Source organism: Prochlorococcus sp. MIT 1327 (assembly GCF_047304785.1).
GTDB classification, from domain to species: Bacteria; Cyanobacteriota; Cyanobacteriia; order PCC-6307; family Cyanobiaceae; genus Prochlorococcus; species Prochlorococcus marinus_D.
Genome location: NZ_CP138972.1, coordinates 2,565,473 through 2,588,322, shown reverse-complemented (window position 1 = coordinate 2,588,322; position 22,850 = coordinate 2,565,473). Strand labels below are relative to the sequence as shown.

General features: G+C 52.7%; 24 protein-coding genes. 6 read left to right on the top strand and 18 right to left on the bottom strand.

Annotation, left to right across the window (positions count from 1 at the left end; genetic code table 11):
* The first annotated feature begins 175 nt into the window (after nt 1–175).
* The 3 genes from SIB80_RS12710 to SIB80_RS12700 are packed head-to-tail and all read left to right on the top strand — an operon-like array spanning nt 176 to nt 1,775.
* On the top strand, nt 176–1,120 hold the full coding sequence (locus SIB80_RS12710) for a YihY/virulence factor BrkB family protein (RefSeq protein WP_063418979.1): 945 nt from the start codon (nt 176–178) through the stop codon (nt 1,118–1,120).
* Between the two features lie 60 nt (nt 1,121–1,180).
* Entirely contained in the window at nt 1,181–1,417 is a 237-nt protein-coding gene (locus tag SIB80_RS12705) for a hypothetical protein (protein ID WP_063418977.1), read from the top strand.
* A gap of 1 nt (nt 1,418) precedes the next feature.
* Nucleotides 1,419–1,775, top strand: a complete 357-nt coding sequence (locus SIB80_RS12700; protein ID WP_063418975.1) for a hypothetical protein — start codon at nt 1,419–1,421, stop codon at nt 1,773–1,775.
* A gap of 106 nt (nt 1,776–1,881) precedes the next feature.
* Here SIB80_RS12700 and SIB80_RS12695 read toward each other — a convergent pair whose 3' ends face one another.
* The 8 genes from SIB80_RS12695 to SIB80_RS12660 form a co-directional block, all read right to left on the bottom strand.
* Nucleotides 1,882–2,241, bottom strand: a complete 360-nt coding sequence (locus SIB80_RS12695; RefSeq protein WP_063418973.1) for a DUF2834 domain-containing protein — start codon at nt 2,239–2,241, stop codon at nt 1,882–1,884.
* Between the two features lie 1,845 nt (nt 2,242–4,086).
* Nucleotides 4,087–4,320 (bottom strand): exodeoxyribonuclease VII small subunit, encoded by a 234-nt coding sequence (gene xseB, locus SIB80_RS12690; protein ID WP_413352184.1) that lies wholly within the window; start codon nt 4,318–4,320, stop codon nt 4,087–4,089.
* A 95-nt stretch (nt 4,321–4,415) separates the two neighbouring features.
* The gene (xseA, locus tag SIB80_RS12685) at nt 4,416–5,573 is read right to left on the bottom strand and encodes an exodeoxyribonuclease VII large subunit (RefSeq protein WP_063418967.1); all 1,158 of its coding nucleotides are present in this window, start codon (nt 5,571–5,573) and stop codon (nt 4,416–4,418) included.
* Nucleotides 5,563–5,748: a hypothetical protein gene (locus SIB80_RS12680; RefSeq protein WP_063418965.1), complete on the bottom strand. Its 186-nt coding sequence runs from the start codon at nt 5,746–5,748 to the stop codon at nt 5,563–5,565. The genes xseA and SIB80_RS12680 overlap by 11 nt, the downstream gene beginning before the upstream one ends.
* Nucleotides 5,749–5,864: 116 nt before the next feature.
* On the bottom strand, nt 5,865–6,011 hold the full coding sequence (locus SIB80_RS12675) for a high light inducible protein (RefSeq protein ID WP_063418990.1): 147 nt from the start codon (nt 6,009–6,011) through the stop codon (nt 5,865–5,867).
* Between the two features lie 104 nt (nt 6,012–6,115).
* Entirely contained in the window at nt 6,116–8,677 is a 2,562-nt protein-coding gene (gene hrpB / locus SIB80_RS12670; RefSeq protein WP_063418964.1) for an ATP-dependent helicase HrpB, read from the bottom strand.
* A 212-nt stretch (nt 8,678–8,889) separates the two neighbouring features.
* Complete coding sequence (locus SIB80_RS12665) at nt 8,890–9,273, bottom strand: hypothetical protein (protein ID WP_036911765.1); 384 nt, start codon at nt 9,271–9,273, stop codon at nt 8,890–8,892.
* Between the two features lie 57 nt (nt 9,274–9,330).
* A complete protein-coding gene (locus tag SIB80_RS12660) occupies nt 9,331–9,606 on the bottom strand; it encodes a DUF2973 domain-containing protein (RefSeq protein ID WP_036911701.1) in 276 nt (91 codons plus the stop codon).
* Nucleotides 9,607–9,936: 330 nt separating this feature from the next.
* Here SIB80_RS12660 and SIB80_RS12655 point away from each other — a divergent pair, with 330 nt between their 5' ends.
* Nucleotides 9,937–11,124, top strand: coding sequence for a trypsin-like peptidase domain-containing protein (locus SIB80_RS12655; RefSeq protein WP_063418960.1), 1,188 nt, complete (start codon nt 9,937–9,939; stop codon nt 11,122–11,124).
* 125 nt (nt 11,125–11,249) lie between these two features.
* On the opposite strand, the gene SIB80_RS12650 is transcribed toward SIB80_RS12655, so the two are convergent.
* Entirely contained in the window at nt 11,250–11,438 is a 189-nt protein-coding gene (locus SIB80_RS12650) for a hypothetical protein (protein ID WP_063414238.1), read from the bottom strand.
* A 116-nt stretch (nt 11,439–11,554) separates the two neighbouring features.
* Complete coding sequence (locus tag SIB80_RS12645; protein WP_063418958.1) at nt 11,555–13,279, bottom strand: ATP-binding cassette domain-containing protein; 1,725 nt, start codon at nt 13,277–13,279, stop codon at nt 11,555–11,557.
* A 79-nt stretch (nt 13,280–13,358) separates the two neighbouring features.
* Here SIB80_RS12645 and SIB80_RS12640 point away from each other — a divergent pair, with 79 nt between their 5' ends.
* On the top strand, nt 13,359–13,553 hold the full coding sequence (locus tag SIB80_RS12640) for a hypothetical protein (RefSeq protein WP_063397222.1): 195 nt from the start codon (nt 13,359–13,361) through the stop codon (nt 13,551–13,553).
* Here SIB80_RS12640 and SIB80_RS12635 read toward each other — a convergent pair.
* On the bottom strand, nt 13,531–13,761 hold the full coding sequence (locus SIB80_RS12635; RefSeq protein WP_063418956.1) for a hypothetical protein: 231 nt from the start codon (nt 13,759–13,761) through the stop codon (nt 13,531–13,533). The genes SIB80_RS12640 and SIB80_RS12635 overlap by 23 nt on opposite strands.
* A 61-nt stretch (nt 13,762–13,822) precedes the next feature.
* Nucleotides 13,823–14,182, bottom strand: coding sequence for a hypothetical protein (locus tag SIB80_RS12630; RefSeq protein ID WP_063418954.1), 360 nt, complete (start codon nt 14,180–14,182; stop codon nt 13,823–13,825).
* A 208-nt stretch (nt 14,183–14,390) separates the two neighbouring features.
* Between SIB80_RS12630 and SIB80_RS12625 the strand changes: the two genes are divergently transcribed.
* Nucleotides 14,391–14,690, top strand: a complete 300-nt coding sequence (locus tag SIB80_RS12625) for a ribbon-helix-helix domain-containing protein (RefSeq protein ID WP_011130998.1) — start codon at nt 14,391–14,393, stop codon at nt 14,688–14,690.
* A 42-nt stretch (nt 14,691–14,732) separates the two neighbouring features.
* Here SIB80_RS12625 and SIB80_RS12620 read toward each other — a convergent pair whose 3' ends face one another.
* The 6 genes from SIB80_RS12620 to SIB80_RS12595 form a co-directional block, all read right to left on the bottom strand.
* Nucleotides 14,733–15,872: an anhydro-N-acetylmuramic acid kinase gene (locus SIB80_RS12620; RefSeq protein ID WP_063418951.1), complete on the bottom strand. Its 1,140-nt coding sequence runs from the start codon at nt 15,870–15,872 to the stop codon at nt 14,733–14,735.
* 5 nt (nt 15,873–15,877) lie between these two features.
* Nucleotides 15,878–16,582, bottom strand: a complete 705-nt coding sequence (locus tag SIB80_RS12615) for a potassium channel family protein (protein ID WP_063418949.1) — start codon at nt 16,580–16,582, stop codon at nt 15,878–15,880.
* A 24-nt stretch (nt 16,583–16,606) separates the two neighbouring features.
* Nucleotides 16,607–18,010, bottom strand: coding sequence for a TrkH family potassium uptake protein (locus SIB80_RS12610; RefSeq protein ID WP_063418947.1), 1,404 nt, complete (start codon nt 18,008–18,010; stop codon nt 16,607–16,609).
* Between the two features lie 105 nt (nt 18,011–18,115).
* Nucleotides 18,116–19,936 (bottom strand): SLC13 family permease, encoded by a 1,821-nt coding sequence (locus tag SIB80_RS12605; RefSeq protein WP_063397227.1) that lies wholly within the window; start codon nt 19,934–19,936, stop codon nt 18,116–18,118.
* Between the two features lie 2 nt (nt 19,937–19,938).
* Nucleotides 19,939–21,615, bottom strand: a complete 1,677-nt coding sequence (gene hflX / locus SIB80_RS12600; RefSeq protein WP_063418945.1) for a GTPase HflX — start codon at nt 21,613–21,615, stop codon at nt 19,939–19,941.
* The gene (locus SIB80_RS12595) at nt 21,612–22,781 is read right to left on the bottom strand and encodes an NAD(P)/FAD-dependent oxidoreductase (protein WP_063418943.1); all 1,170 of its coding nucleotides are present in this window, start codon (nt 22,779–22,781) and stop codon (nt 21,612–21,614) included. The genes hflX and SIB80_RS12595 overlap by 4 nt, the downstream gene beginning before the upstream one ends.
* Between the last annotated feature and the right edge of the window lie 69 nt (nt 22,782–22,850).

The window sequence follows — 22,850 nt, the reverse complement described above, 5'->3', positions numbered from 1 at the left end:
ACATTTCCGCATGTAGATCATCAATCTCGAGAAAGAGTTGTTGATTTACCAAGAAAAAGCCACCCGTAGGGGTGGCTTTTTTGATGTGCAAGTCAGTGTGATTTTTAAAGAAGATAATCAAATAGACACCAGAGCTCTTTGATTGGCTGGCGCTAGCGTTATTAGCAGTAGATGAATGCCAAGCGTGGAGCTTCGTTGGAAACGTTGGGCTAGATGGTTGGTCGCAAGTTTGTGGCGGGCTTACCTTCGCTGGATGCGTTGTGATTGTGTAGATCTTAGTGCTGCTTTTGCTTATTACACGTTGCAGTCATTTTTCCCAATTCTGTTGATCTCGCTGTCTGTGGCCTCTTGGTTTCTTGGCCGTCAGCATGGTCTTGATCAGCAAATTGTTGACTTTACTGCGCAGGTGCTCCCACCTTCTGTTGTTGGTTTGGTGGAATCAACATTGGTGAAACTTGTCAAACAAGGCTTTGGTGCAGGATTGCTCGGAGCTGTGTTTCTGATGGTGACTGCTGGTAACGCCTATTTAACTTTGCAGCGTGGTGCTGATCGTCTTTGGCGAGACCTGTTGCCCCTGCCTTCAACACCTGCACCATTTGTTGTTCAGCTAACCCGTTTCTTGCGTGCTCGAATTGAGGCTTTTGTGGTCGTAATCCTGGTCGGGCTGCTTGTTGTTGTTGATCAGATCAGCGTCAATGTACGCATGATCCCAGGTGCTGTTTGGGATGAGCTGATTAGCAAGACACCATGGCTTGCTGCTTTGTTGTCTCGAGTGCCTGTGCTTCAGGTAGGTCAGTTCGTTGTGCCATTACTTGGCCTCTCTGGGATGGCGTTGTTGTTGCAGGCTTTGCTACCTAGTAGACGTGTCCCACTACGACCCCTTGTGCCTGGGTCTTTTTTGATTGGTACGCTTTTGACGATCCTCAACCTGGTCGTTAGCCGCAGCATTCTTTCGCTGGGCACGCGTTATCAGGCTTATGGCTTCATCGGTGGTGTTCTGGTGCTCACCTTTTGGGTTTGGATGGTCGGTGTGATCCTTTACTTTGGGCAGTGCTGGAGCGTGGTTCTTGCCAGTAGGAGTAGGCATCAATGGGGAGAACCGAACCCGCTAAAAAGCTGATTACACAACGTCTTCAGTCAGCATAAAATTGATTTTTAATTGATTGTTGTGCCTTCTCTGATGCGAGCACGCTCTGCCCGGTTGCCGCCGGCCTTCGCAGGCATGGCTCTATTGAGTATGGCGATAGGTGCGGTTGTGCTGATTACAGGTCTTACTCTTTTGGCCGTGCCTGTAATGCTTCTGATCGGATTTGTGGTAGCCCTGGTTGCCGGAGTCTTTTTTGGAGGCTGGGCTTTGATCGAAGTCTTAGCAGCCTTGGAGTCTTGGATTGAGCGGGATGCCCGCTTCCAGCGTTGAAATGGCCAGGCCTTCTCCTCTGATCTGGTTGGCCCTTCTGCTGATCTTGCTGTTGCCCACTGCAGCCGGGCGGATTTTGCTTGATCTCGCTGGTGGGTTAATGCTTGTCGCGTTGGTCTTACCGTTCATGCTGGCTGGCTTTGGTTGGTTGGGTTGGCGTGTTCTTCAGTCCCGCATGGTGACTTGTCAGGCTTGTGGAGTGCGCACTTTTGGGAGCTCTGGTCAGTGTCCTGTCTGTGGTGCAGGGCTGTCTGATACTTCAGAGTTAGGTGATTTTAAAGATGATGGAGGGATTTCTACCCCTGCTAGTGCGGCCACAATTGATATTACGGCTGAAGATGCTGGTTCAGAGGGTTGATGATCTTTAGATACTAATCAGTGTGTTTATCCGCTCCTATTGAGAAGCGTGTTTTTGTTGAATAGGAGGTTGAAAAAAATAAATTAGAGCGATCAACAGTCTGTTCCTAGTTCTCAGCATGATTTGCTATTTCTTGTAGCCGACGTTCACGCAGGAAGAGAAATAATGGTGCGGCAAATGCGAAGGCAATTGTGACGCTACTTAAAAGCACGATCCATAGGTGTCGCATTTGAAGTCTTCGACTCTCTACAACGATCCAGATGGTTATAGCACTAGCACCTATGATCAGATCTCGGGATAAAGATTGAGCTGCAGGATTTGCATTCGATAGTGCTACAAATAAGCTGATATCAAAGTCTGGACCGTATTGCTGCATAAAGTCGATGTTGGCTAGTGTAGGAAGGATTGCTCCACTGATTGCCAGGATAAAGTAGACCCATTGCAGCAAACCATTTGGTGCTTTCATGCCACTCGTGAGGTGATAGTCTCAACGCTAGTGAAGAAGCCATGTGAAACCACTGATTAGTTGTATATATATGATTACTGGTTTGAGTGTCGCCAGTGCCTTCATAGAGGCGAACTGCTGTTCAAAGCGCTGGGCCTGAAGAACAAGTGGTAAAGTCTTGGGAATATCCTTTTGCTTTGCTTGAACAATGCCTAAGATACCCAGTCATTACCTTGACGAATAGTGGCCACAATGTATGACTTTGAAGTGGTTAAAGCTGCTTGTTGCTTTGGAGTTTCAATCAAGTTAGAGTAGATGCTTTTCGTCAATTGTCATTATGGAATTGAATTGGCATTTAGATCATATTTCTCTGGTTAAATTTTGGCTGAACGATTCTCTTGGCCCATAATTTTTCAGCGTATATAGATGACTTTCAATGGTTACAGATGTCTGTTCTCCATAGTCAAACTCAAAGCGAATGCTGCCTCATGATTATGTTTTTAAGTGGCGTTGCCAATCAAAGCAGAGATCGAATTTTCTTTGATTCTCAGTAGCCGTTAACGAGAAGCATGAAGTTGTTTCTTTAAAGGCCTAAACTTGAAGGCTGGCTGATGAGTGGTAAATCGATGAAGCAGGCAATTGCTGAGAGAACAGCAGAGATGATCAGCGATCGAGTGGCGAATGTTGTACGGCCACTATTCCTTTGTAAGTCGAAGGCCTTGGTATTTGGAAATAACGGTTGGCAACACCAACCTGCTACCAGTGCGACAAATGGCCAACTGATAAAGGTCAAGAGTATGTAGTTGAGAACCATGCCCATTGATTTGCTTCAGCTGAAAACATTGTAGCGATACTTTAAAGGTGCTATTGATTTTGATATTTAAGAATATTGAGTGAAATAATTTTGAGCAAGAGTTTCTTGGGAAAGTCTGTTTCCTGCTAGGTGCAAACAGCATCATTGGAGCCATAGTCTCTAGTACTCGTCAAGACGTTTAGATTGGTTATGATTTGAACAGCTGAGCAATCTTGTCAGGCAATCGGAAGCATGATTCATTTGCTATTGCTAGAAGTTGGCTTCAGTGATTGTGACTAGTATTGTTAATGACTCAGGTCTTGGCTTATGGCTAAGTGCACAAATGTTGCCTTTCCAAAGTATTGATAATAGCTTTTTATTTCCGAATTCTTCCGTGCCTTCTTCGAGATTAGCCTTCAATAATTGCAGGCTAGCCAATTAGTAATTTATTGAGGGATTGTAATCATTGATACGTGATTTTTACTTTCTAGGGCTCAAATAGGTGCTTCGAATGCGATGGAATTTAAGCCTACAAAGCCATCAGATAGTCTATTGCTGCTAGTTTATAAAATGGTTTTGGTTGGCTTTATTGGTGATGTGTGGATTGATTGTGGGCCGCATGCCTCTTGCTGCCGTATTAGCTTTTAGTCACAAGACATCATTTGCAGAATCAGTTTACAAAGCTAGTCGTAAGACCTATGGAGAAATGTTAGTTTTTCGAGTAAGTGAGAACTCGTGCTTGAGTCTCGGTTTGTTGATTGGATGGTGATTGTTCCTGGCTCTTGCTAAACTAAAGACGATAGAATTTGCATCATTAAGTCTTATGTACCAGGTTTTATATGGATCAGTCGCTTTAAAGATAAGAGAGGGTGCTGGCATGCTATTCGCTCGCTCGATGCATAGCTCTAAAGAGTAATATTGTGCCTGTTGAATCAGCTCCATTGGGTCGGGGAAGGACTGGAATTGATAAGGTAAAATTCTTAAGAGGTCGCAATAGACTTGTAAGTTCTTTGGGCCAGTAGGCTCCAGAAAATTGGAGTCAAGACTGGTCTAAAGTGTAAGCCTCTGCTGAATCATGTGCCTGAATTAGGCTTTAGGTTGCTCGCGTCGAGCTGCAGCACGCTTTGTTCGACGGTATTGAGCAGTGCTTCACAGTGCTCAAGGTAGACCTTCCCTTTTAAGTAGTGTCTTTGGAGCTCTTCTACAGGAACGCTGTCATTCTGTAATTGAGTAAGGAGTAAATCGAGCGCTTGTAGAGATTCTTCGTAGCTGAGTGATTTCGCGTCTTGGCGCCATTCTTTCAGCATGCTATCTAGTGTTGATTGCGCAGTATTGATGGCGTGCTTTTGCTGTTTAGAGACGGAATCTCTCGGCGTCTTCTTAGATGATGAAGTGGCTTTTATCATGTCGAGGGCCTTTGCTGATTAATTTCTTCTGCGGTGGCATTGATCTGGCCATCACTGAGTTGGATGGTCAAATTGTCCAGCAGAGATACATCACCCACGCTTCTCAGAGTTTTGCCTTGCTTGTTCTTCACGATGGCAAAACCGCGCATCAACCAGAGTTCTGGTGATAGAGCTTGGAGGAGCTGATGCTTCTGGCTTAAGTCAATGCGCTGAAGCTCTATCTGTTTCATCGGTTGTTGACACTCCAACGCTTTCCCTCGATCTACAAGCCGGTCACGTTTTTTGCGAATGAGCCAATTGCAGTGGTCTTTAAGTCGATGACGGCGTTGGATCAGCACATTTTGAGCTGACTCCCGACTGGGCAACAGGGCCACCATCGCTGCTGTTGGCGTCGCGGCTCTATGGTCAGCAACCAGATCAGCCACTGTTTGGTCATCCTCATGCCCTAGTCCAGTCACCACCGGTATTGGGAAACTGGCCAGGTCACGGCACAGGTGTTCATCATCAAACACCATAAGGTCTTCACGACTTCCACCTCCTCTGGCCAGCACGATCGCTGCAATCCCCAGCTCATCATGCTGATTAGCCAGAGAACGTAAAACGGATTGGATTTGTTTTGCTACATCACCTTGGACTGGAATTGGAATGATCAGCAATTGAGTGAGAGGCCAGCGCTCTTTTGCTGTACGCAGCATGTCTGCTAGGGCGGAACTGGGCACGCTGGTCAAGATGGCTACAACCTCTGGATATTTTGGTAACGATTTCCGTTTCGATTCGTCGATGATGCCCTCTTTCAGTAGCAGAGCTTTCACAATTTCGAACTGACGCAGCACCGTCGATAGGGACGGACGCAGGTCTATGACCTGCACGGCCAGGCTTGCTCGGGTTGCCCAGAAGTTGAGCTTGCCGACAACCGTTACCCCATCCCCTTCTGTAGGCCTGTAGGTGAGTTGCTGCAGCTTGGAAGCCCAAGCCACTGCCGTGATACTTGCGTTGCCGTCAGTCAGAGTTAGCCAGAGATGCCCTTTTTTGATCTGGGGCTTGGAGACTGACGCTTCCACCAGAAATCGAGGTGCAAAGCCACGTTCCAGCAGAGTGCCAATAGCCGCGTTGAGATCGCGGACTGAATAGTTGGGAAGGGATTCAGCGGTCAAGGCGTCGGTAGGCCATGCCCCAGTAGAGGCAGATCACGACGCTAAGCGCAGCAACAGCTTGCCCCCAGGCATGATCCAGCTGGGTGGATGCGATTGTGAAAATCACCAGGGCGCTGCTCAGCAGCCTTGCGCCATCGCGTCGGTTGTTGACGAAGAGTGGGGGCAACTTAATCACTCCAACGTTTCTCTACTGTGGCCCATCGTCATTGCAGGGCGCGCTTTACGCCAACTTTGTCGTTTTACCGTGATCACCTCATATGGCTGCTACTGCTTGAAGGGTTGCAATGAGATTCAGCCAAGGCCCATCTGAGAGAGAATGCTTTGGCCGGTCAGAAGTTCGGTGCTGAGGCCGATGACGACGCCCATCATGGCTAGACGGCCGTTCCAGGTTTCTGCGAAGTTAACGAAGCCGAAACGGGGCTGAGTGTTGTCGGCCATTTGCAAATCCAAGATCTGATCAATGTAACAAAGCATGGAGATGGCTTGACCGTCTTCATGGCAATAGATTCGCGTTTTTAGTTAACTTTCCCCTTGTATTCATCTCATCCGCCCATGTGCTTTTTGATGCGGGCGGTTGCTTGGGCTTCTCGCGGGTTCTCTGGCCAGGGATGCTTCGGGTAGCGACCGCGCATTTCGCGGCGCACGTCCTGATAGCTATCACTCCAGAAGCCTGCTAGATCTCTTGTGAGCTGCAGAGTACGCCCTGCTGGAGAGAGCAGTTCAAGGGTCACGGGAAGCTTGCCATTGATCAGTTTTGGACCGTCTTCGCAGCCAAACATTTCTTGAAGCTTCACCGATAATTTCACCTCTCCATCGTCATAGTTGAGTACAGCAGACCGACCAGAGGGAATGGTTAGTTGGTTTGGCAGCAGGATGTCTAGTCTCTGGCGCATCTCCCAGGGGAGCTCTCCCCAGAGAGCTTCTATTAGCCCTTCTTCACCCAGCTCATCCAAGCTATGGCAACCCAACAGCGGTTGATTGAGCCATGAACTTGGCTGATGGCCAAGGAATTTAAGGTCGCGAGGTGGCCATGGGGTGCCTAGGTGGCGGTGGGCGAGTTCCAGGCGTGCACGCAGTTGTTGGCTGCGACGGCCCCAGGGGAGTTGCCCTAGACCCTGATGGCACAAGACATCGAGCAGGATCTTGCGACAGTGTTCTGGTTCGGGCTGTGGGAGGCGTTCTCTTTGGATTAGTAGTTCGCCGATCTTCAACAGTCGCTCTGCTCGTATTCGCGAGCTTTTTTCATCCCAGCTCACTGATTCACTCCATTCCCCATCTGTCTGGCTCAGCGTCTCTACCCATTGCATCGGGAGGGGGATTGCGAGCTGGATGAGTGTGTTGGCCTGACCAAGATCCACCCTTGCAACTGCTAGGGCAGTAGAAGATCTGAGAGGGTCATGCTGGCGGAGAATGGCGCCGCGTCCTTGTCGCAATCGATAGTGTCCGGCTTTTCCTGGTCGTTCCAAGGCCAACCATTCCGGGAAGGCTGTGGCAATTAGTTGTGCTGCCAGGGCATGTTCTGAGAGGTCTTTATTTGCTTGTTTGCTGTATTGATCGTCTTGCCTAATGGTCTTGAGTTGACCAAGCAGCCTTTGACTGAGACGGCGCATCTGTTGATGGCCTTGTCTGGCAGATCGATGAATTTCTCGCTGGTCCTGACGTAACCAATCCAGACGAGTCCTCAGGTCTGAGCCAACCTGATGGCTGTTGAGGGGATCTCGATCACCAAGTAAAGCGGCTAGTTCGGCTCCCAGTGCTTCGCATCCCCATCCTTTGGCTTGTAGCAACAGGATCCCTAGCCTGGGGTGTATGCCTAGTTTGCAGAGATGGCGGCCTAGCGTTGTGATCCGTCCGTCATGGTTGAGGGCGTTCAGATTGATTAGTTGTTGCCTTCCCTTCTGCAACGCTGATTGAGGTGGGGGGTCGATCCATGGCAGGCTTTCTCCTAAGCCAGCGCCCCAGGCCGCTAGCTCAAGCACCACTGGCATGGGATCGGCAACAAGTATTTCTGGAGGGGCATGTTCGGGCTTGCGCAGTTGTTCTGCTAGCGACCAAAGTCGAACGCATTGGCCTGGACCTTGGCGTCCGGCTCGCCCTTGGCGTTGATTAGCGCTTGCCAGGCTGGATGGCACTGTCTCAAGCCCCTCCATGCCAGTGTTGGGGTCAAAGCGACTTTGCCGACTCAGGCCGCTGTCGATGACCAGTCGAACCCCTTCGAGGGTGAGTGAGCTCTCCGCGATAGAACTTGCTAAGACGATCTTGCCTATCCAAGGCGATTCAGCCCTAAGCAATGCCCGCGCTTGCACATGCAGAGGCTGTTGCCCGTGAAGATAGGCAAGATTCCAATGCGTAAGACTTTCTTGAGCCGCCAGTAGTTCTTGGGTGCGTTTGATTTCACGTTGTCCAGGCAGGAACACCAGCACGGTGGGGCGTGAACTGGTGCGATCGCTTGCTTTGCTCAGCGGTAGGGCATGGGCCGTAATGGCCCGCATCACCTGATGGGGTAACGGTTCGTCTGGGCGGGGTGTCTGATGATGGGTCGCGACGGGGAAGGCTTTTCCCTCGCTCTGTAGAAGGGTTGCTTCTGGTAGGCGATCTTGTAATTCGCCAAGATTGAGCGTTGCAGACATGAGCAGAAGCCGTAGCTCTGGATGGAGCAGCGGTCGGGCTTCAAGCAAAAGGGCCAGGGCGAGGTCGCTGTCTCGCCGTCGTTCGTGAAATTCATCAAAGATCACGCAATCAATGCCGTTTAGGCTTGGATCACGCTGAAGGCGACGTAGAAACAAGCCGTCTGTAATGACCTCTAATTGAGTTCGTTTTGAGCGCAGCTGTTCATGTCGTATAGCGAAGCCCACGCGCTGCCCTAATGGCTCTTTCAAACTTGCGGCTAGTCGCGAGGCTGCTGCTTTGACAGCTAATCGTCGGGGTTCCAGCATCCAGATTCGGCCTGGAAGAGGGGTGTGACCATCAAGGGCACCCAAAAGCGCAAGCGGCACTCTGGTGGTTTTCCCTGCCCCTGGTGGCGCTTGCAGCAGCACTGTGGCACTTGCAGTAAGGCTGTGGCAGAGCTGCGTTAGCAGCGAGTCGATCGGGAGATCTCCCAAGCTGCAAAGAAAGAGTTAGCTGATCAGATTGAGAAGAGCTAGCAGCATCAGACTGCTTAGGGCTCCTATCGCAAAGAGAAGCCTCACTAAAGGCGCCGTCGAAAGCTGCAGGCTGCTCATGAAGAAAACCTTAAGAGCCGGAACTGTACTGGTCTAGCCCCTTGTCCCTGTTTTTAGCCCTGGTAGTTCGCAGGGCTTCACATCCTTCACAGTCAGCGCACGTGGCGGGTGCCGTCAACGGGGTGATAGTCCTCGCCTGTGAGTTCTTCGTAAACGATTGCTGGTAGTCCTGTTTCAAACATGGTTTGTAGTGCTTCCTTGAGAAAGGGATTCCATCCCCCGGTGCTTACGTCGCCGTGTCGGACCGTCCAATCCCATGTTCCTTGCAAGTCTCTAGGGATGCGTCCTTCCCGGTCGCGCCGAGCCACCAGGTCAAGAGATTCCACCAATCCCACTTGGATCGGCTGTTTGCCGTAAGCAGGGGTGAGGCTGAGTTCAAGCCGAACGGGATCTTCTTTGACCAGCCGCAGTCGAAACCGCGGAGGCAACTTCACTGCTTTGATGACTGCAGCCACGATGCGCGTTCTTTGATCCACCAGGGCTTCCCCAATCGAGTCCAATCCAGTGCCGGCCTTTGACACTGGATTTCTAATTTATTCAGCAGGAGTTTCCGTTGACTGGGGTGGCTCGTTGTCTCCTGAGAAACGAACTGTGAGGAGCTCTTCTTCTGTGAGGCGTCCTTCCTGGTCTAGTAATTCAGGGTGAACGGTCACCAAGCCGGTGCGATCACCTTGTGAGTTCTTCCTAATTGGTTGGCTACGTATTGGTTGCTGGGCGGCGCCGAAACCCTTCCCCATCACGCGGAAGGCTTGCCACAGCAGGATCAGGAAGGCAGCGCCGTAAAGGATCGGGAACAAGGAGTTCTCCATGACGTCTTCATGGTTTGCGATAAAGGCGATTGGGTGGTCGCCACGTTGCGTTCATCATTGCTTGCCTTTGAATGATCGTGCTAATCACGAGGCTCTGGCAAAGCTCAGGCCTTTCAAACTTCACGAAACTCAGGCAAAGGGCTGGTTAGCGCCCAGGATTTGTTGCAACAGTTCATTCAGTTTGGAGCTTGTTGAGCTGTTCCGTGGGGGAATGAAGCTTCATGAAGACGAGCTCAGGCGTATTTGGTCACAGCTCTGTCAAGGATTGACACTGTTGTTTGAGAGAGCTCTGTCTACGGTCAAAGTCATCAATTGATTGTCTTTTGGCCAATGTCTGCGTTGCTTGAGGAATCCTCCGCAGAGTTGCGGTTATCCAGCCAATCTTCAGGTTTGAGCAGGGTTTTCCGTGGTGGTCTTCTGCTTGGCACTGGATTGGTTTGTCTGCCTGTGTTGTCGGGGCTTTCCCCTCAACCGCTGCAGGCGGCATCAGCCGCGACAGCCTTGTCCAGGCAGTCGTTTGTAGCGGATGCGGTGGCTCGCAGCGGCCCTGCTGTGGTGACTCTTGAGACGAGTCGGACGGTCCGTTCTATGGGCATGGCTGGTCTGCCTCAGGGACTGTTAGCAGACCCGCTGTTCCAACATTTCTTTGGTTTGCCTGGCAGGGTCGTTCCCCGCGCGAGGATAGAACGAGGGCAGGGAAGTGGTGTGATTTTTTCGGCGGAAGGATTGGTTCTCACCAATGCTCATGTCGTGGAGAAAACCGATCAGCTGATGGTGGGATTGCCAGATGGTCGAAGGGTGCCTGGGCGACTGGTTGGTCAGGACACGATTACGGATCTGGCTGTAGTGCAGTTGGATGACTCTGGGCCTTGGCCCACAGCTCCATTGGGAGACTCGGACCAACTTCGGGTCGGGGATTGGGCCATAGCCGTTGGCAACCCCTTTGGCCTTGAAAATACGGTGACGTTGGGGATCGTCAGCAACCTCAACCGCAACGTCTCTCAGCTAGGGATCTCTGGCAAGCGGTTGGATTTGATTCAGACCGATGCTGCTATTAATCCAGGCAACTCAGGAGGACCGCTTTTGGATTCTGAGGGAAATGTGGTGGGTATCAATACACTCGTTCGCTCTGGACCAGGAGCTGGGCTGGGTTTTGCTATTCCTATTAATCGGGCTAGGACCATCGCCCAGCAGCTGGTGGAGCGAGGACGGGCCAGTCATCCGATGGTGGGTGTAGGTCTCTCGCCGGTGCCATCTGCTCGTTCTGGGGAAGCCAACTCTCCTGGTGCTGTGATTCGTTCCGTGGTGCCGGGTGGGCCTGCAGCGCGTGCAGGGTTGAAGGTTGATGATGTGATCGTTTCGGTGGAAGGGTTGCCGATTGATGGGCCTGCTGAGGTCGTGAGCGCGATTGATCGTCATGGAGTTGGGCGACCAATCACTTTTGGATTAATCCGGGGCGACAGTCGGATTGAGCTGGCGGTTACACCAGTGGAGCTGACGGCGATGCAGGCACCTTGACCCTGTTGTTATGTGCACTACTCCCGACTAGTCCATTATCAGGCTCTACAAAAGGATCTAAGACATGTTCAGCCCATGAGCGGGTAGTGATGCAATCTCATTTTGCGGCTGGGGCTAGAAGCTATTCATTCGTCAGTGTCTCGTAACTGCTCCACGCAACGGGTGATGCATTCACCGTCATCCAGCGAGCAGGTGGTGATGCATTCGAAGTAGGTCTCAACGGCATCCCAAGTTTGCTCGTGCTCATGGTTTGCGTCGCTAGTCGAGTTGGAGATATGAAGGTCTTCGGCACGTTGGGTAGGGACGCTTGTCATCAAGTACACATGGCTGTGAAGTCAGCTTATGCACATATTTGCTGTGCTCAAAGGAAAATGAGTCTTCCTGCCTAACCTTCTTTAAAGTTTTTTTGCCAAATGGATAGATTTTGGGTTTAAGCCGCGCCTTTTTTTCTGGCTTGACGCTTTCTTTGGCGATCGCGATTGGCTAAGCGCTTGACTTCTTTTTCTGCCAGGGCCAATGCTGCCGCGGCTGCGGCTTGTTCCTCTGATTTTTTTCCCTGAAAATAAGCGTAGTTGCCTCGGTAAAGGATCAGTTCGCCATCGCGTAATTCCACGATGCGATTGGCTACACGGGAAATGAAGTAGCGATCATGAGAGACCAGCAGGGCGGCGCCTTCGTAAGCCTGCAGTGCGTCCTCCAGCATCTGTTTGGCAGGGATGTCGAGGTGGTTTGTTGGTTCGTCGAGGACCAGCAAATTGCAGGGTTTGACCAGCATTAGGGCTAGGGCTAAGCGAGCCTTTTCTCCACCACTGAGATTTTCGACGTTTTTGAAAACAGCATCATTACTCAAGCAGAAACTGCCGAGTAGAGAGCGCACCTGGGTTTGGGTCCAGTCCGGGACGGCTTCAAACATTGTGTCGATGACGGTTTTCTGCAGGTCCAGAGCTTCTGCTTGGTTCTGTTCGAAATAGCCAGCTATCACGTTGTGTTCTCCGAGGGAAGCCCTGCCGTCATCGGCAGCTTCCAAGCCCATGATCAGACGCAGCAGAGTGGATTTGCCTGCGCCGTTGGGGCCTATGAAAGCAATCCGATCGCCTGGTTCCACCTCCAGATGGGCGCCGAGGAAGAGAATCTTGTCTCCGTAGCTGTGGCTGAGGTCTTCGATCACAGCCACCTGTCGGCCGGATCGTGGAGCGTCTGGGAAGCGAAAGCTGGGGCCGCTGACACTCTTAACTGGAGCTTCGATTCGCTCTACTTTCTCGAGGAGTTTCTCTCGGCTTTTGGCTTGGGTGCTGCGCGTGGCACTTGCCCTGAATCGATCGACATAGGCCTGTTGGGCGGCGAGATCTTTCTGCTGGCGTTCAAACGCAGCTTGAGTTGCTTCCTCTTCGAGTGCCTTCTGCTCAAGATGTGCTGTGTAGTTACCGAGATAGGTGCGCGAAATGCCTCTCTCAGTAATCACGATTTGGGTACAGATCCGATCGAGGAACGTCCGGTCGTGGCTGATCACAACCATGGCGGCGGTCTGTTTGAGCAGATAGTCCTCCAACCACTGGATGGTGTCTACGTCCAGATGGTTTGTGGGCTCGTCGAGTAGGAGCAGATCAGGATCTTGAAGAAGGATCTTGCCGAGAGCAATTCGCATTTGCCATCCCCCGGAATAGTCCCCTACCCGTTGATCGGCCCCATCTGATGTGAAATGGAGTGTTGGCAGTAGTTTTTCGATTCGAGCCTCAAGCTCATAGCCGTGTAGGGCTTCAAAGCAATTCTGTAAACGGCTTAGGTCTTTGATCAGGCTGTCGAGAAAAACGCTGTCTTCTGCAGCCCGCTTTGTAGCCATGGCGGTTTCTACGAGCCGCTGTTGATGGACAACGGCAGCGGCCTCGCCAAAGGCTTGAAAGAGCTCTTCTCGCACTGTGCGGCAGGGATCAACATCAAACTCTTGTTGTAAGTAGGCGATGCGTGGGTTCCCCTGGCGCACAATCTGGCCACTGCTGGCTTCTTCGAGTCCCGCGATTAATTTGAGCTGTGTGGATTTGCCAGCCCCATTGACTCCTACCAGTCCGATGCGGTCTCCGGGCTTGATTTCCCAGGTGACATCCTTGAGGACTTCATGCGTGGGGTAGACCTTGTTGACGTGCTCAAGTCGCAGCACCGAGGGAAAGCAACCGCAAGAACATCATCCCGCTTCGTATACGGGCAGACTGGAGGATATCCATTCCGGATCACCGGCCATGGTGAAATTCGAACAAATTACTGCTGTTGTGCTTGCTGCTGGCCTAGCGATCCCTAGTTATTGGTTTTTTTGGAGTTTGGCAGGGGGTGGCGGTTACGACCGTCGAGGCATGCAAAACGTCAATCCCGCACAAGTAGAAGAAAGTCGCTCGCGTGAATTAGATCCTGGCCTTAAAGCCCCCCCCGGGCCTTGATGAGCCATTGCTTGGTGTCAGAGTCATCGAGGCTGGCCAAGTGCGCTTTTACTTCGTCAAGCGTGACAGGGAGTCCCATGCTGTGCCCCAGATCGCAGATTGCCTTCAAGGCTCCCTGAGGATCTTGGAGTGCCTGGCGAAATAGGGCTTTGGTGTGTCCAGGATCGTTCTGAATACGTTCGTAGAGCACTGCAGCGTTGCTGCTCATAAGAAGGGAAGTGTCTGTTGCAACTGTATTCAGCCTGAAGTGATTTGACCTGATTCTTGGTTCATGCTGCTTGCTCTACATCAACTTCTGTCATGCCTGTTGCTGATGCGTCTTTCATGCTGCGGGCATCCATGCAGAGGACTTTGCGCAGTTGGGCGAAATTTTTGGCCTGGTATTCGCGTCCGTCCTGAGCGGCGCCGTATTCCGCCCTTTGCAAGACTTGATGGAGATGTGTGAGCAGATAGCTGCTAATTACAGCTGAAACCAGCACGTCGCTATTTTCTTGGCTTCGGCTTAAACGCCGACCCTTGCTTGATTTGATACGGCTGTTTGGCTTGACAGGGCTGTTGGATTGGCTAGGGCTGTTGGCCTGTTGAGGTGGATTGAAGCGATTTGAATTTGGAAGTGTGGGTTGGTCCATGGGGCAATCCTGATGTCTGGCTGTTAGTCGAATGAGAGGGGTACTTGAGTTTTAGGGCTGAAAAAGCATTGGGTATTTCGACGGGCCATGGAATTGTTGAACTGGGTCATCGGAATAGACCATTCCGAACTGTGGTCTCAGCATAGTGCTGGATACTATCCTTGCACACCTCTGTACACTTGTAAGTAGGACTTACTTTTTTAGGGTCGTGGCTACCCGTCAAACTTCATCCAGTGGGAAGCCCAAGTCTCCGAGAGTCCAGGTTGTATTGCCTGAAGAGCTTTGTGTGCGACTCACAGCTCTTGCCGAGCTGGAGTCCCGCACCGTTAGCAATATGGCCAAAGTGCTTATTCAGCAGGGTATTCAGCGTTACGAGCAGGAGCAGAGTTCGGTCGTTTCAGCCCCATCGTTAGCGAGTACAGAAGGCTTTCGATCGGCTCTTGAAGCTCAACAGCCCAGGCGTTTAAGAGGCGCTCCGCGCCGTCTCCGCCTCTATCGTCCCTCTTGAGTTTGGTGGTCTTCGTAGTTCTTCAAAGAACTGCTTGGCCAATCAGGCTGGATCAGCCCTCACACCAAGAACTGCCGCACGCTTGGCCCCTGTTATGGCCGGGGCGTTGCCTGGGTGCTGGAGGCAATGCCACCAGGCCAGTAATGCAAAGGCAAGACCTTCTCGGGCTTCAGCGCTGAGGCCAAGCTCATCGCTATTTCGGAGTCGCATGCCACGGCAGCGTTGTCTTAGTTCGTTCATCAGCACAGGATTTCGGCTTCCTCCACCAGCAACAATGAGTTCCAAGGGACGAACCAGATTTCTAATGCGCAGATTGTCCAGATCCTGTGCCACAACGGCTGCGCTGAAAGCGGTCAATGTGGCGACACGATTGGCCCTCGACAGCTTGGGGAGTTCCTTTAGGCGCTGCTCTAGATCGGCAAGCCCAAACTGCTCTCGGCCTGTTGATTTGGGAGGAGGGAGTTGGAAGAAGGCTTCCTTCAGCCAGCGTTCGATCGTGGTCGTATGCGGATGCCCACTGGCAGCGATGATTCCATCATGATCAAGGGCAAGCTTGCCTTTGCTGATTTGTTGTACAGCAAGATCTATCAGGCTGTTGGCTGGGCCGCAATCCCAGCCCATAACTGAAGCAAGGCGATCCGGACCGCTGCGGGGAGGAATCAGGGTGAGATTGGCAATCCCTCCAAGATTGAGCACCCCACGCCAGCCCCCTACTCGACCTAATAGTGCGGCATCAGCCATAGGTACCAAAGGTGCTCCCTGGCCTCCTAGTGCCAGGTCTGCGGCTCGGAAGTCATGAACAACAGGGCGCTTGAGTAGTTCAGCCAGTAGAGGGGCTTGCAGGATTTGCCAGCTGGCGCCGCGATGATTCTTCTGAGGAGGACGATGCCAAACAGTCTGACCATGCGAACCCACGAGCTCAGCTTGTGCGCTGGGGTCACACGCCAGAGCTGCTTGAGCATGAACCTCGGTGATGGACTCAGATAGCTCGAGCCATTCACAGCTATTGAGTCTGATGCCTTGTCCTGCGTTGACAACTGTTTGGCGAAGATCCTCTGGGTAGGGGATGCAGGCAAGATTGAGTAGAGACCATTTTGGTTCAGATGGTGAACCACTGAACTCAGCGAGTACTGCATCAACACCATCAGCACTGGTGCCGCTCATCAGCCCCAGTACGCGCATTGAAGTCAGGTTTTGGGAAGTTTCTTGAGGTCGTCAACCAATCCCATGACGACAAGCACATGCTCTTTTTCGAGCACATACGTTGCGGGAGGGTTGACGTGCAGTCCCTTGGTTGGGCCAGCTGCCAGAACGTTTACCAGGTAGTTCTTGCGGAGGTTGAGGTCTCGTAGGGAATGTCCAACAAACAGCTCGGGAACCTTGATTTCTTCGATGCAGGTTTGGTCATCAAGTTGCAAGCGTTCCATCAGGTTGGGCCGCACTAATTCAAGACCTAGCCGCTCCCCCTGCATCCTCGAGGGGAACACCACCCGATCAGCGCCAACCCGCTTCAACATCTTTTCGTGTAGGTCACTGGTGGCTCGGGCAATCACCTGTTGCACTTTGCTGCCCTCGCTGTCCTTGGCGATCAGCGTGGTTGTGATGCTTGCTTCGATTGGTTCGCTGATGCCCACGACAACAGTGCCCATTTCGAGCACACCTGCTTCTCGCATCGATTCCTCGTCAGTGCAGTCCACAACTCTTGCTTCGATCGACGGCTCCAGTTGTCGCAGTTCTTCGATAGACCGTTCTGAACGGTCAACCGCCAGCACCTCTGCACCGTTTTGCATGAGTTCACGACAGACGGCGCTCCCGAAGCGCCCTACTCCCACTACCGCAAAGCCAAGCTGAGGGGTGCCTTGTTGGGGTGACCAGTTCCACCACTCTTTCATTGTGTTTTCTCAGCAAACCAAAGTTCAGACATAAAGATCTTCTCGCGGATAGCCGATGCGATTTTGACGGTGGAGCCGATCTTTGTTGACGGCTTCCCAGATTGCGCTGAGTAGCAGAAGGATGCCGAGTCGTCCCACAAACATGCCGACGATCAGAACGAGTTGTCCAAAATGACTCAAATTCTGGGTGACGCCAACATCGAACCCCACAGTGGCAAAGGCTGAAATGCATGTGAATAACATTTCTAGAAAGGTGAAGGCTTGCTCTCCATTCAGGCTGCTGGACATACCAAGCAATAAGGCCATCACAAGCACGAAAAGCAGGGATGCCACTGTGATTCCGACGGCTTTCAAGACCACCTTGTCGGAAATCTGACGATTACGGATGACGACATCGTCCTGACCACGCAGGGTTGAACGGGTGGCGGCCATTAAGGCGGCCAGGGTGGTGGTTTTGATGCCACCGCCAGTACCTCCGGGACTAGCTCCAATGAACATCAGCGCCATTAGCAGAAGTAGCCCTGAATCGGAAATGCTCTCGAGAGAGAGGTTCACGGTGGTAAATCCAGCGGTTCTGGCACTGATAGAGCCGAATAGCGAGCTCATCAGTCGCTCAGACCAACCGATGCTTGAGAGGAAGTGGTCTTGGCTTAGTGATTCAGTGATCACTAGCCCCACGGTTCCGATCAGGATCAGGATCAGGGATGTGCGAATGACCAGACGGGTATGCAGGCTGAGGTTGCGGCGTGTGAGCCGTTTGCGATTGCTCCAGAGATCACTCGTGACTCTCCATCCCAGTCCACCAAGAACGATCAGGACGATGATCACGCTATTGACTACCGCATTGCTGCGGTAGTGCTCCAGGCTGTCAGGCCAGAGGCCGAAGCCGGCGTTGTTGTAGGCAGAGATGCTGTGAAAAAGTGCAGCCCACAGTCGCTCTCCATGGTTGGTGATGTCATTGAAGCCAAAGATGTAGAGCACGATCGCGCCAATCAGGATCAGCACTGTTGCTGTGAGGGCAATGCCTCGAAAAGTCGTGCCTACGCCGCCAACCCCGAATTCATCGAGGGTTTTGCCTCGATCAAGCCTGCATCTCAGTTCAGTTCCGCGAACCACAAAACCTTGTAAGAAGGTGGTGATAGCCATCAGCCCAAGGCCACCTGCAAGGATCATCGCTGCAAGAACCCCCTGGCCGACGTTGGTTAGATCTTGGCCGATATCAATAATGCAAAGTCCAGTCACGGTCACTGCTGAGGTCGCCGTGAACAATGCTTCCCACAATCCCACCTTGGCGTTGGAGCAGACCGGAGTGGCGAGAATCAGAGTCCCAGCGATGATGACCAGTAAACCTGTGACCACAGTGAATTGAGGAACCGTTAGGCGACGGTACAAATCCTGAGTGCGATGGACGGCTTTAGGAAATGGCACCGATGGGTTCCCGCTTTATCGCGACGAGAGTCAAAGATTGTCCTGAGGATTCTCCCCAGACGGATAGAACCAGATTCTGCAAATGCTGGCACAGTTCTGGTGTATTCAAGATCCGCCGAAATGCCAAAGGATCAGCCCAGGAATCATCACGGTCATCAGGGCTGTTAGGCCAGCTCCGTAACGGGTGACATCCAGAAATCGATAACGCCCAGGACCGAACACCATCAGGTTTGTCTGATGCCCCATTGGTGTTAGAAAAGACTGGCTTGCACCAAATAGCACGGTGAAGACCAGTGCATTGGGTAGAAGGTCTAGTCCAGGTGCGAGTTGGATGGCTACTGGGACAAGTAGTGCAACGGATGCGGCTGGGCTCATCACCTGGGTGAGGAGCGTGGTGGCCAGAAAGATGACTAGTAAAGCTAAGTAGTTGGACCAGTCATTCAGCAAGGTTTCAAAGCTGCTTGCCAGAGCATCTGCCAGGCCGGTTTTCTGCATTGCCACGCTGAAGCTGGAGAGCGACCCCAGCAGCAGAATCACATCGAGACGAATTGATCGCTGAAGTTCCCCTGGACGAAGGCATCCTCCTGCCACCATCGCGACTGCAGCAAGGAGGACCGCTGCCACCAGTGGCAGGGCAGTCACTGTCGGCATGATCAGCATGGCCAAAGCAATGGCGATGGTCAGTGGTTTGCGGCGCACTGTGGGCAGGTCGTTTTCCAGCTGATCAAGGACCAGCAAATCATTGCTGGCTTGCAGGCCGCGAATGGAGTCCAGTGGGGCTTGCAGCAGTAAGACATCGCCTTCGCGTAGTACAGCTTGTCCAAGACGCTCTTGCACTGTTTGCTGACCACGCCTGAGAGCAAGAATTGTGGCGTTGTGGCGTTGTCGAAATCGCAGTTCACGCAGACTTGCACCAGCCAAAGTTGAGCCTGCCGGTAGGAGGACTTCCACAGTTCTTTGCCCTTCGCCTAGGCCAGATGGGAACAGTGAGGACGGAGCGATCGACTCTCTGGTTGCTAGCTGTACGTTGTGTTCTTGTTGGAGACGTAGTAGGTCTGCGCGGGTGACCCTGAGAAGCAGTCGGTCGCCAGGTTCAAGTCTGCGATCAGCCAGGGGCGGTAGGAGTCGTTCTCGACCTCTTTGCAGTTCCAGCACGTCTACATCAAAACGACGTTGTAAACGACTGTTGTGCAGGGATTGTCCTACCAGTTGCGAGTTCTGAGGGATGGTGACCTCTGTGAAGTAACCGGTCTGGTCTTTGTTGTCTCCTAGTTCATCGCTGTTGCTGCCACGGTCTGGCAACAGGGCCTGAGGGGCAAGCATGAGATAGGTGGTTCCGGCGAGCCAGATCGGCACGCCGATGGCTGTGAAGCTGAACAGTTCTAGAGATCCATTGCCCAGTTGCTCGCTGATGTCACTGACCAGCAGATTCACTGAACTCCCCAGCAGTGTGAGTGTGCTGCCGAAAAGCGCTGCGAATGATAGTGGCAGCAGGACTTTAGACGGAGAGATCCGGCGTCGATGACACCAGGCTTCGATGACAGGTAGCAATGAGGCGACGACGGGTGTGTTTGGGAGGACACTCGAAATGGGAGCGACCACTAGGCCTAACAAGGCAATCAACCGGCGTGGGCTGCGAATGCGCTCGGATGCGATTAGTTCGCGCACGCGATCCAGAGCACCACTGCGGAATAAGGCTGCAGAGACGGCGAACAGGCCCATTAGCGTAATCAGGGCAGGCCTGCCAAATCCAGCCAGGGCTTGTTGGGGAGTTAGGACACCTGTGGCCATCAGCAGTGCCATGCTCAGCAGGCCAGTGAGTTCAGGTGCAAGGGCACCGCTGATGAAGAGCACCACCGCCAGCAACAACACCGCCAGGGTGATGAGGGCTTGGGGGTTTTGAATAGCGGTGCTGAGCACAGCCATAGTTAGGTATTTACAGAATGCAGAGGGGCCGATTCTGCTCTGTGACCCCAGAATTGGTCCTTCAGCCAGTGTTTGAGTCCTTGCAGCCCGGCACCTGAGGCCGCGGAGAGATAAATCACCTTCGGGTCGATGCTGCGGATTGTCTCAAGTGCACTGCTATCACAGCGATCAATTTGATTGGCTATCACCTGCCGGATTGATTCGGCGCCAAGGGAATTAAGCAACTGCTGCACTGTGTCAAGTTGGGCTTGCCAGTCTGTGTCTGATAAGTCCACAACCACTAGGAGTAGATCGGCTTCAAGCGTTTCCTCCAGAGTGGCCCGAAAGGCTTCCACTAATGGCGCTGGCAGTTCACGGATGAAGCCCACAGTGTCTGTGATTAAAAGCTCAAGGGGTTTTCCACCTGTCTGAGGAATCAACAATCGTCGGGTGGTTGGATCCAAGGTTGCAAACAGTTTGTTCTCTGCCAGCACTTTGCTGTGCTCGTTTCGACTGCAGAGAGCATTGAGTAGGGATGATTTCCCCGCATTGGTATATCCCACGAGTGCAACCCTTGGCAGACCTTCCCTGCGGTTGCGTAGTCGGGCGCGATGGTTTTGCAGTTGCCTTACCTCACGTAACAAGTGCTCAATGCGTCGTGTAATTGCACGCCGATCTTTCTCGAGTTGGGTCTCGCCGGGCCCGCGTGTGCCGATGCCACCTCCCTGACGGGATAGGCTTCGACCTCGCCCCATCAGCCTTGGCATGCGATAGCGAAGTTGGGCTAGTTCCACTTGCAGGCGGCCTGCTGCACTAGAGGCGCGCTGGGCAAAGATGTCTAGGATTAATTCACTGCGATCCATGACAGGGCAGTCGAGATATCGCTCCAGATTCCTGACTTGAACAGGACTGAGCTCACGGTCTGTGATCACTAGAGAAGCGTTATGTCGCCGAACTTCCAAGGCGGTCTCTTGTAGTTTCCCCTTGCCCCAGAGGGTCTGAGGATTAGGCGCCCCCTGCTTTTGTCGCACAACTGCTACAGGATGCCCCCCTGCACTGCGCACCAACCCCTCGAGCTCAGCAAGGTCGCGTTCGCTGCGGCTTTGCTCTGGTCCCGTAAGGGTAAGGAGTAGGACCCGTTCCCTACTGTCCTTTGACCGTAGGGGGTTGACTTCTGGCTTGGCGGGTGATCCTTGGCTGTGTTGGCAGAGCTCGTTTAGTTCGTTGGCTTCGATCAAGCTCCATCCCGAGATCTCCTTTGGATCTGGTTGCCAGAGGGCAGCAATCCTGCGACCTCCTCGATCGGCTGTGGGGGCAAAACGTAGCCAGGAGTTCGGTGCTAGATCAAGTGCCACGATTGCATCATGTTGTTCGGGCCTGAGGTTGTTTCGCTGGAGCGTTAGAGAGCAGCTGATTAAGCGCCATCCAGCGGTCTTGCGACGGGGTGACTCAGGAAGATGGGCGAGAAGTTGGCCGGATCCATCGAGAGGACCGACCCAAAGAAGGCGGCACAATCCACGGCTATCCAGCACTAAATGGAGTGGTTGGCATAGCTCAATCACCTGTTCAGCTAGCCGTTCAAGGGTTAGCTGATCGGCGCCTTCCCTTTCGGGATGCCGGCGGTGGCTGAGGCGTTCTAATTGTCTTTGTTGTGAAGGGCGTAGTCCCTTGGTGCGGCCAGCGAGGTGGGCTTGTTTCAATGTCCGAGCAGCCAGGCCCCGCCTGAGCGCAGGCCTAGAGACAATCCAGGTAGTTTGGTTAGATAGGCACCCCGGCGAATTTGGAAAGCCAGAGGACCTGCAAGTGTGAAACCCATGCCGGTGAGGGAGGCTTCTCCTACTCCCAGGCTGAGCATCTCGCCAAAATCCTTAAATTCAAAAGGCTGGAGAGGACTGCTTGCTCGTAGTGCCATCACGTTTCGAGCCGCGATCTCCCCTTGTTGAAGTGCTACCTGGGCTGTGGACGGCCAGGAGTGGTCTTTGTTGTAAGTGGCATCGCCAAGGCCAAGCACATCACTGAGTCCGATCACTTGTAGGCACGAATCGATAGGCAGTCTTGCTTCGGTAAGGACAAAGTCGGGGCTGAGTGCTGGGATGACTGGTCTTGTGCCGGCTGTCCAAACAAGACCACTGTGCGTTATTGCTGAACTGATGGCAGGTTCCTTCTGTTTGCTTAGGAGTTCAACTTGGTCTGTCGAGATGGCTCGAACTTGCGTGCGCAAATGAACGTGAACACCACGTTCGCTGAGTGCTCGCTCGGCTTGTTCTTGGTTGAAGGCTTTCGCACTGGGCAGAACCCGTTCGCCAAGCTCAATGAGGTGGAGTTCAGCAGCACCGTCAAGGAGATCTGCCAGCTTGCAGGCCAGTTCCACGCCAGTTGGTCCCGCTCCAACAATCACAAGGGCCTGACGAGGATTTCTACGTAATTGAAGTTCTTTAATTCGTTGTCGCAGCACGTCAACGTCGTTGAGACGGTGAAACATCAGGGCGTGTTTCCGGACCCCGGGAATGTCGAAATCTGTTGGAGCTGAGCCAGTGCTGAGTACAAGTTGTGCGTAGTTGAGCTTGAGCCCTGAGCTGGTGGTGACTGTTTTTGCTTTGGTGTCGATGCTTTCAACCCGGTCTTCGAGAAGGGCAATACCGCGTTGACTGAGTAGAGAGTGATAAGGAGGTGCGACTTCCCAAGCCTGAAGCTCTCCACTCAAGAGTTCGTAAAGCAAGGGGAGAAAGACGAACCGCTGGCGCGGTTCAATCAGCACGATGGGAGGGCGAGGTTGGCAGTGGCTGAGAGCGAGCGCGGTCGTTAGACCTGCAAATCCGCCGCCGACAACCACCACGGCATTGGCGTTTGACGGGTTGGGGATCATGCGCGACGAGCCTGGGATGATTCTCGAACCTTAAACACTCTGTTGTGGACGGCGACATTGGAGAATGGG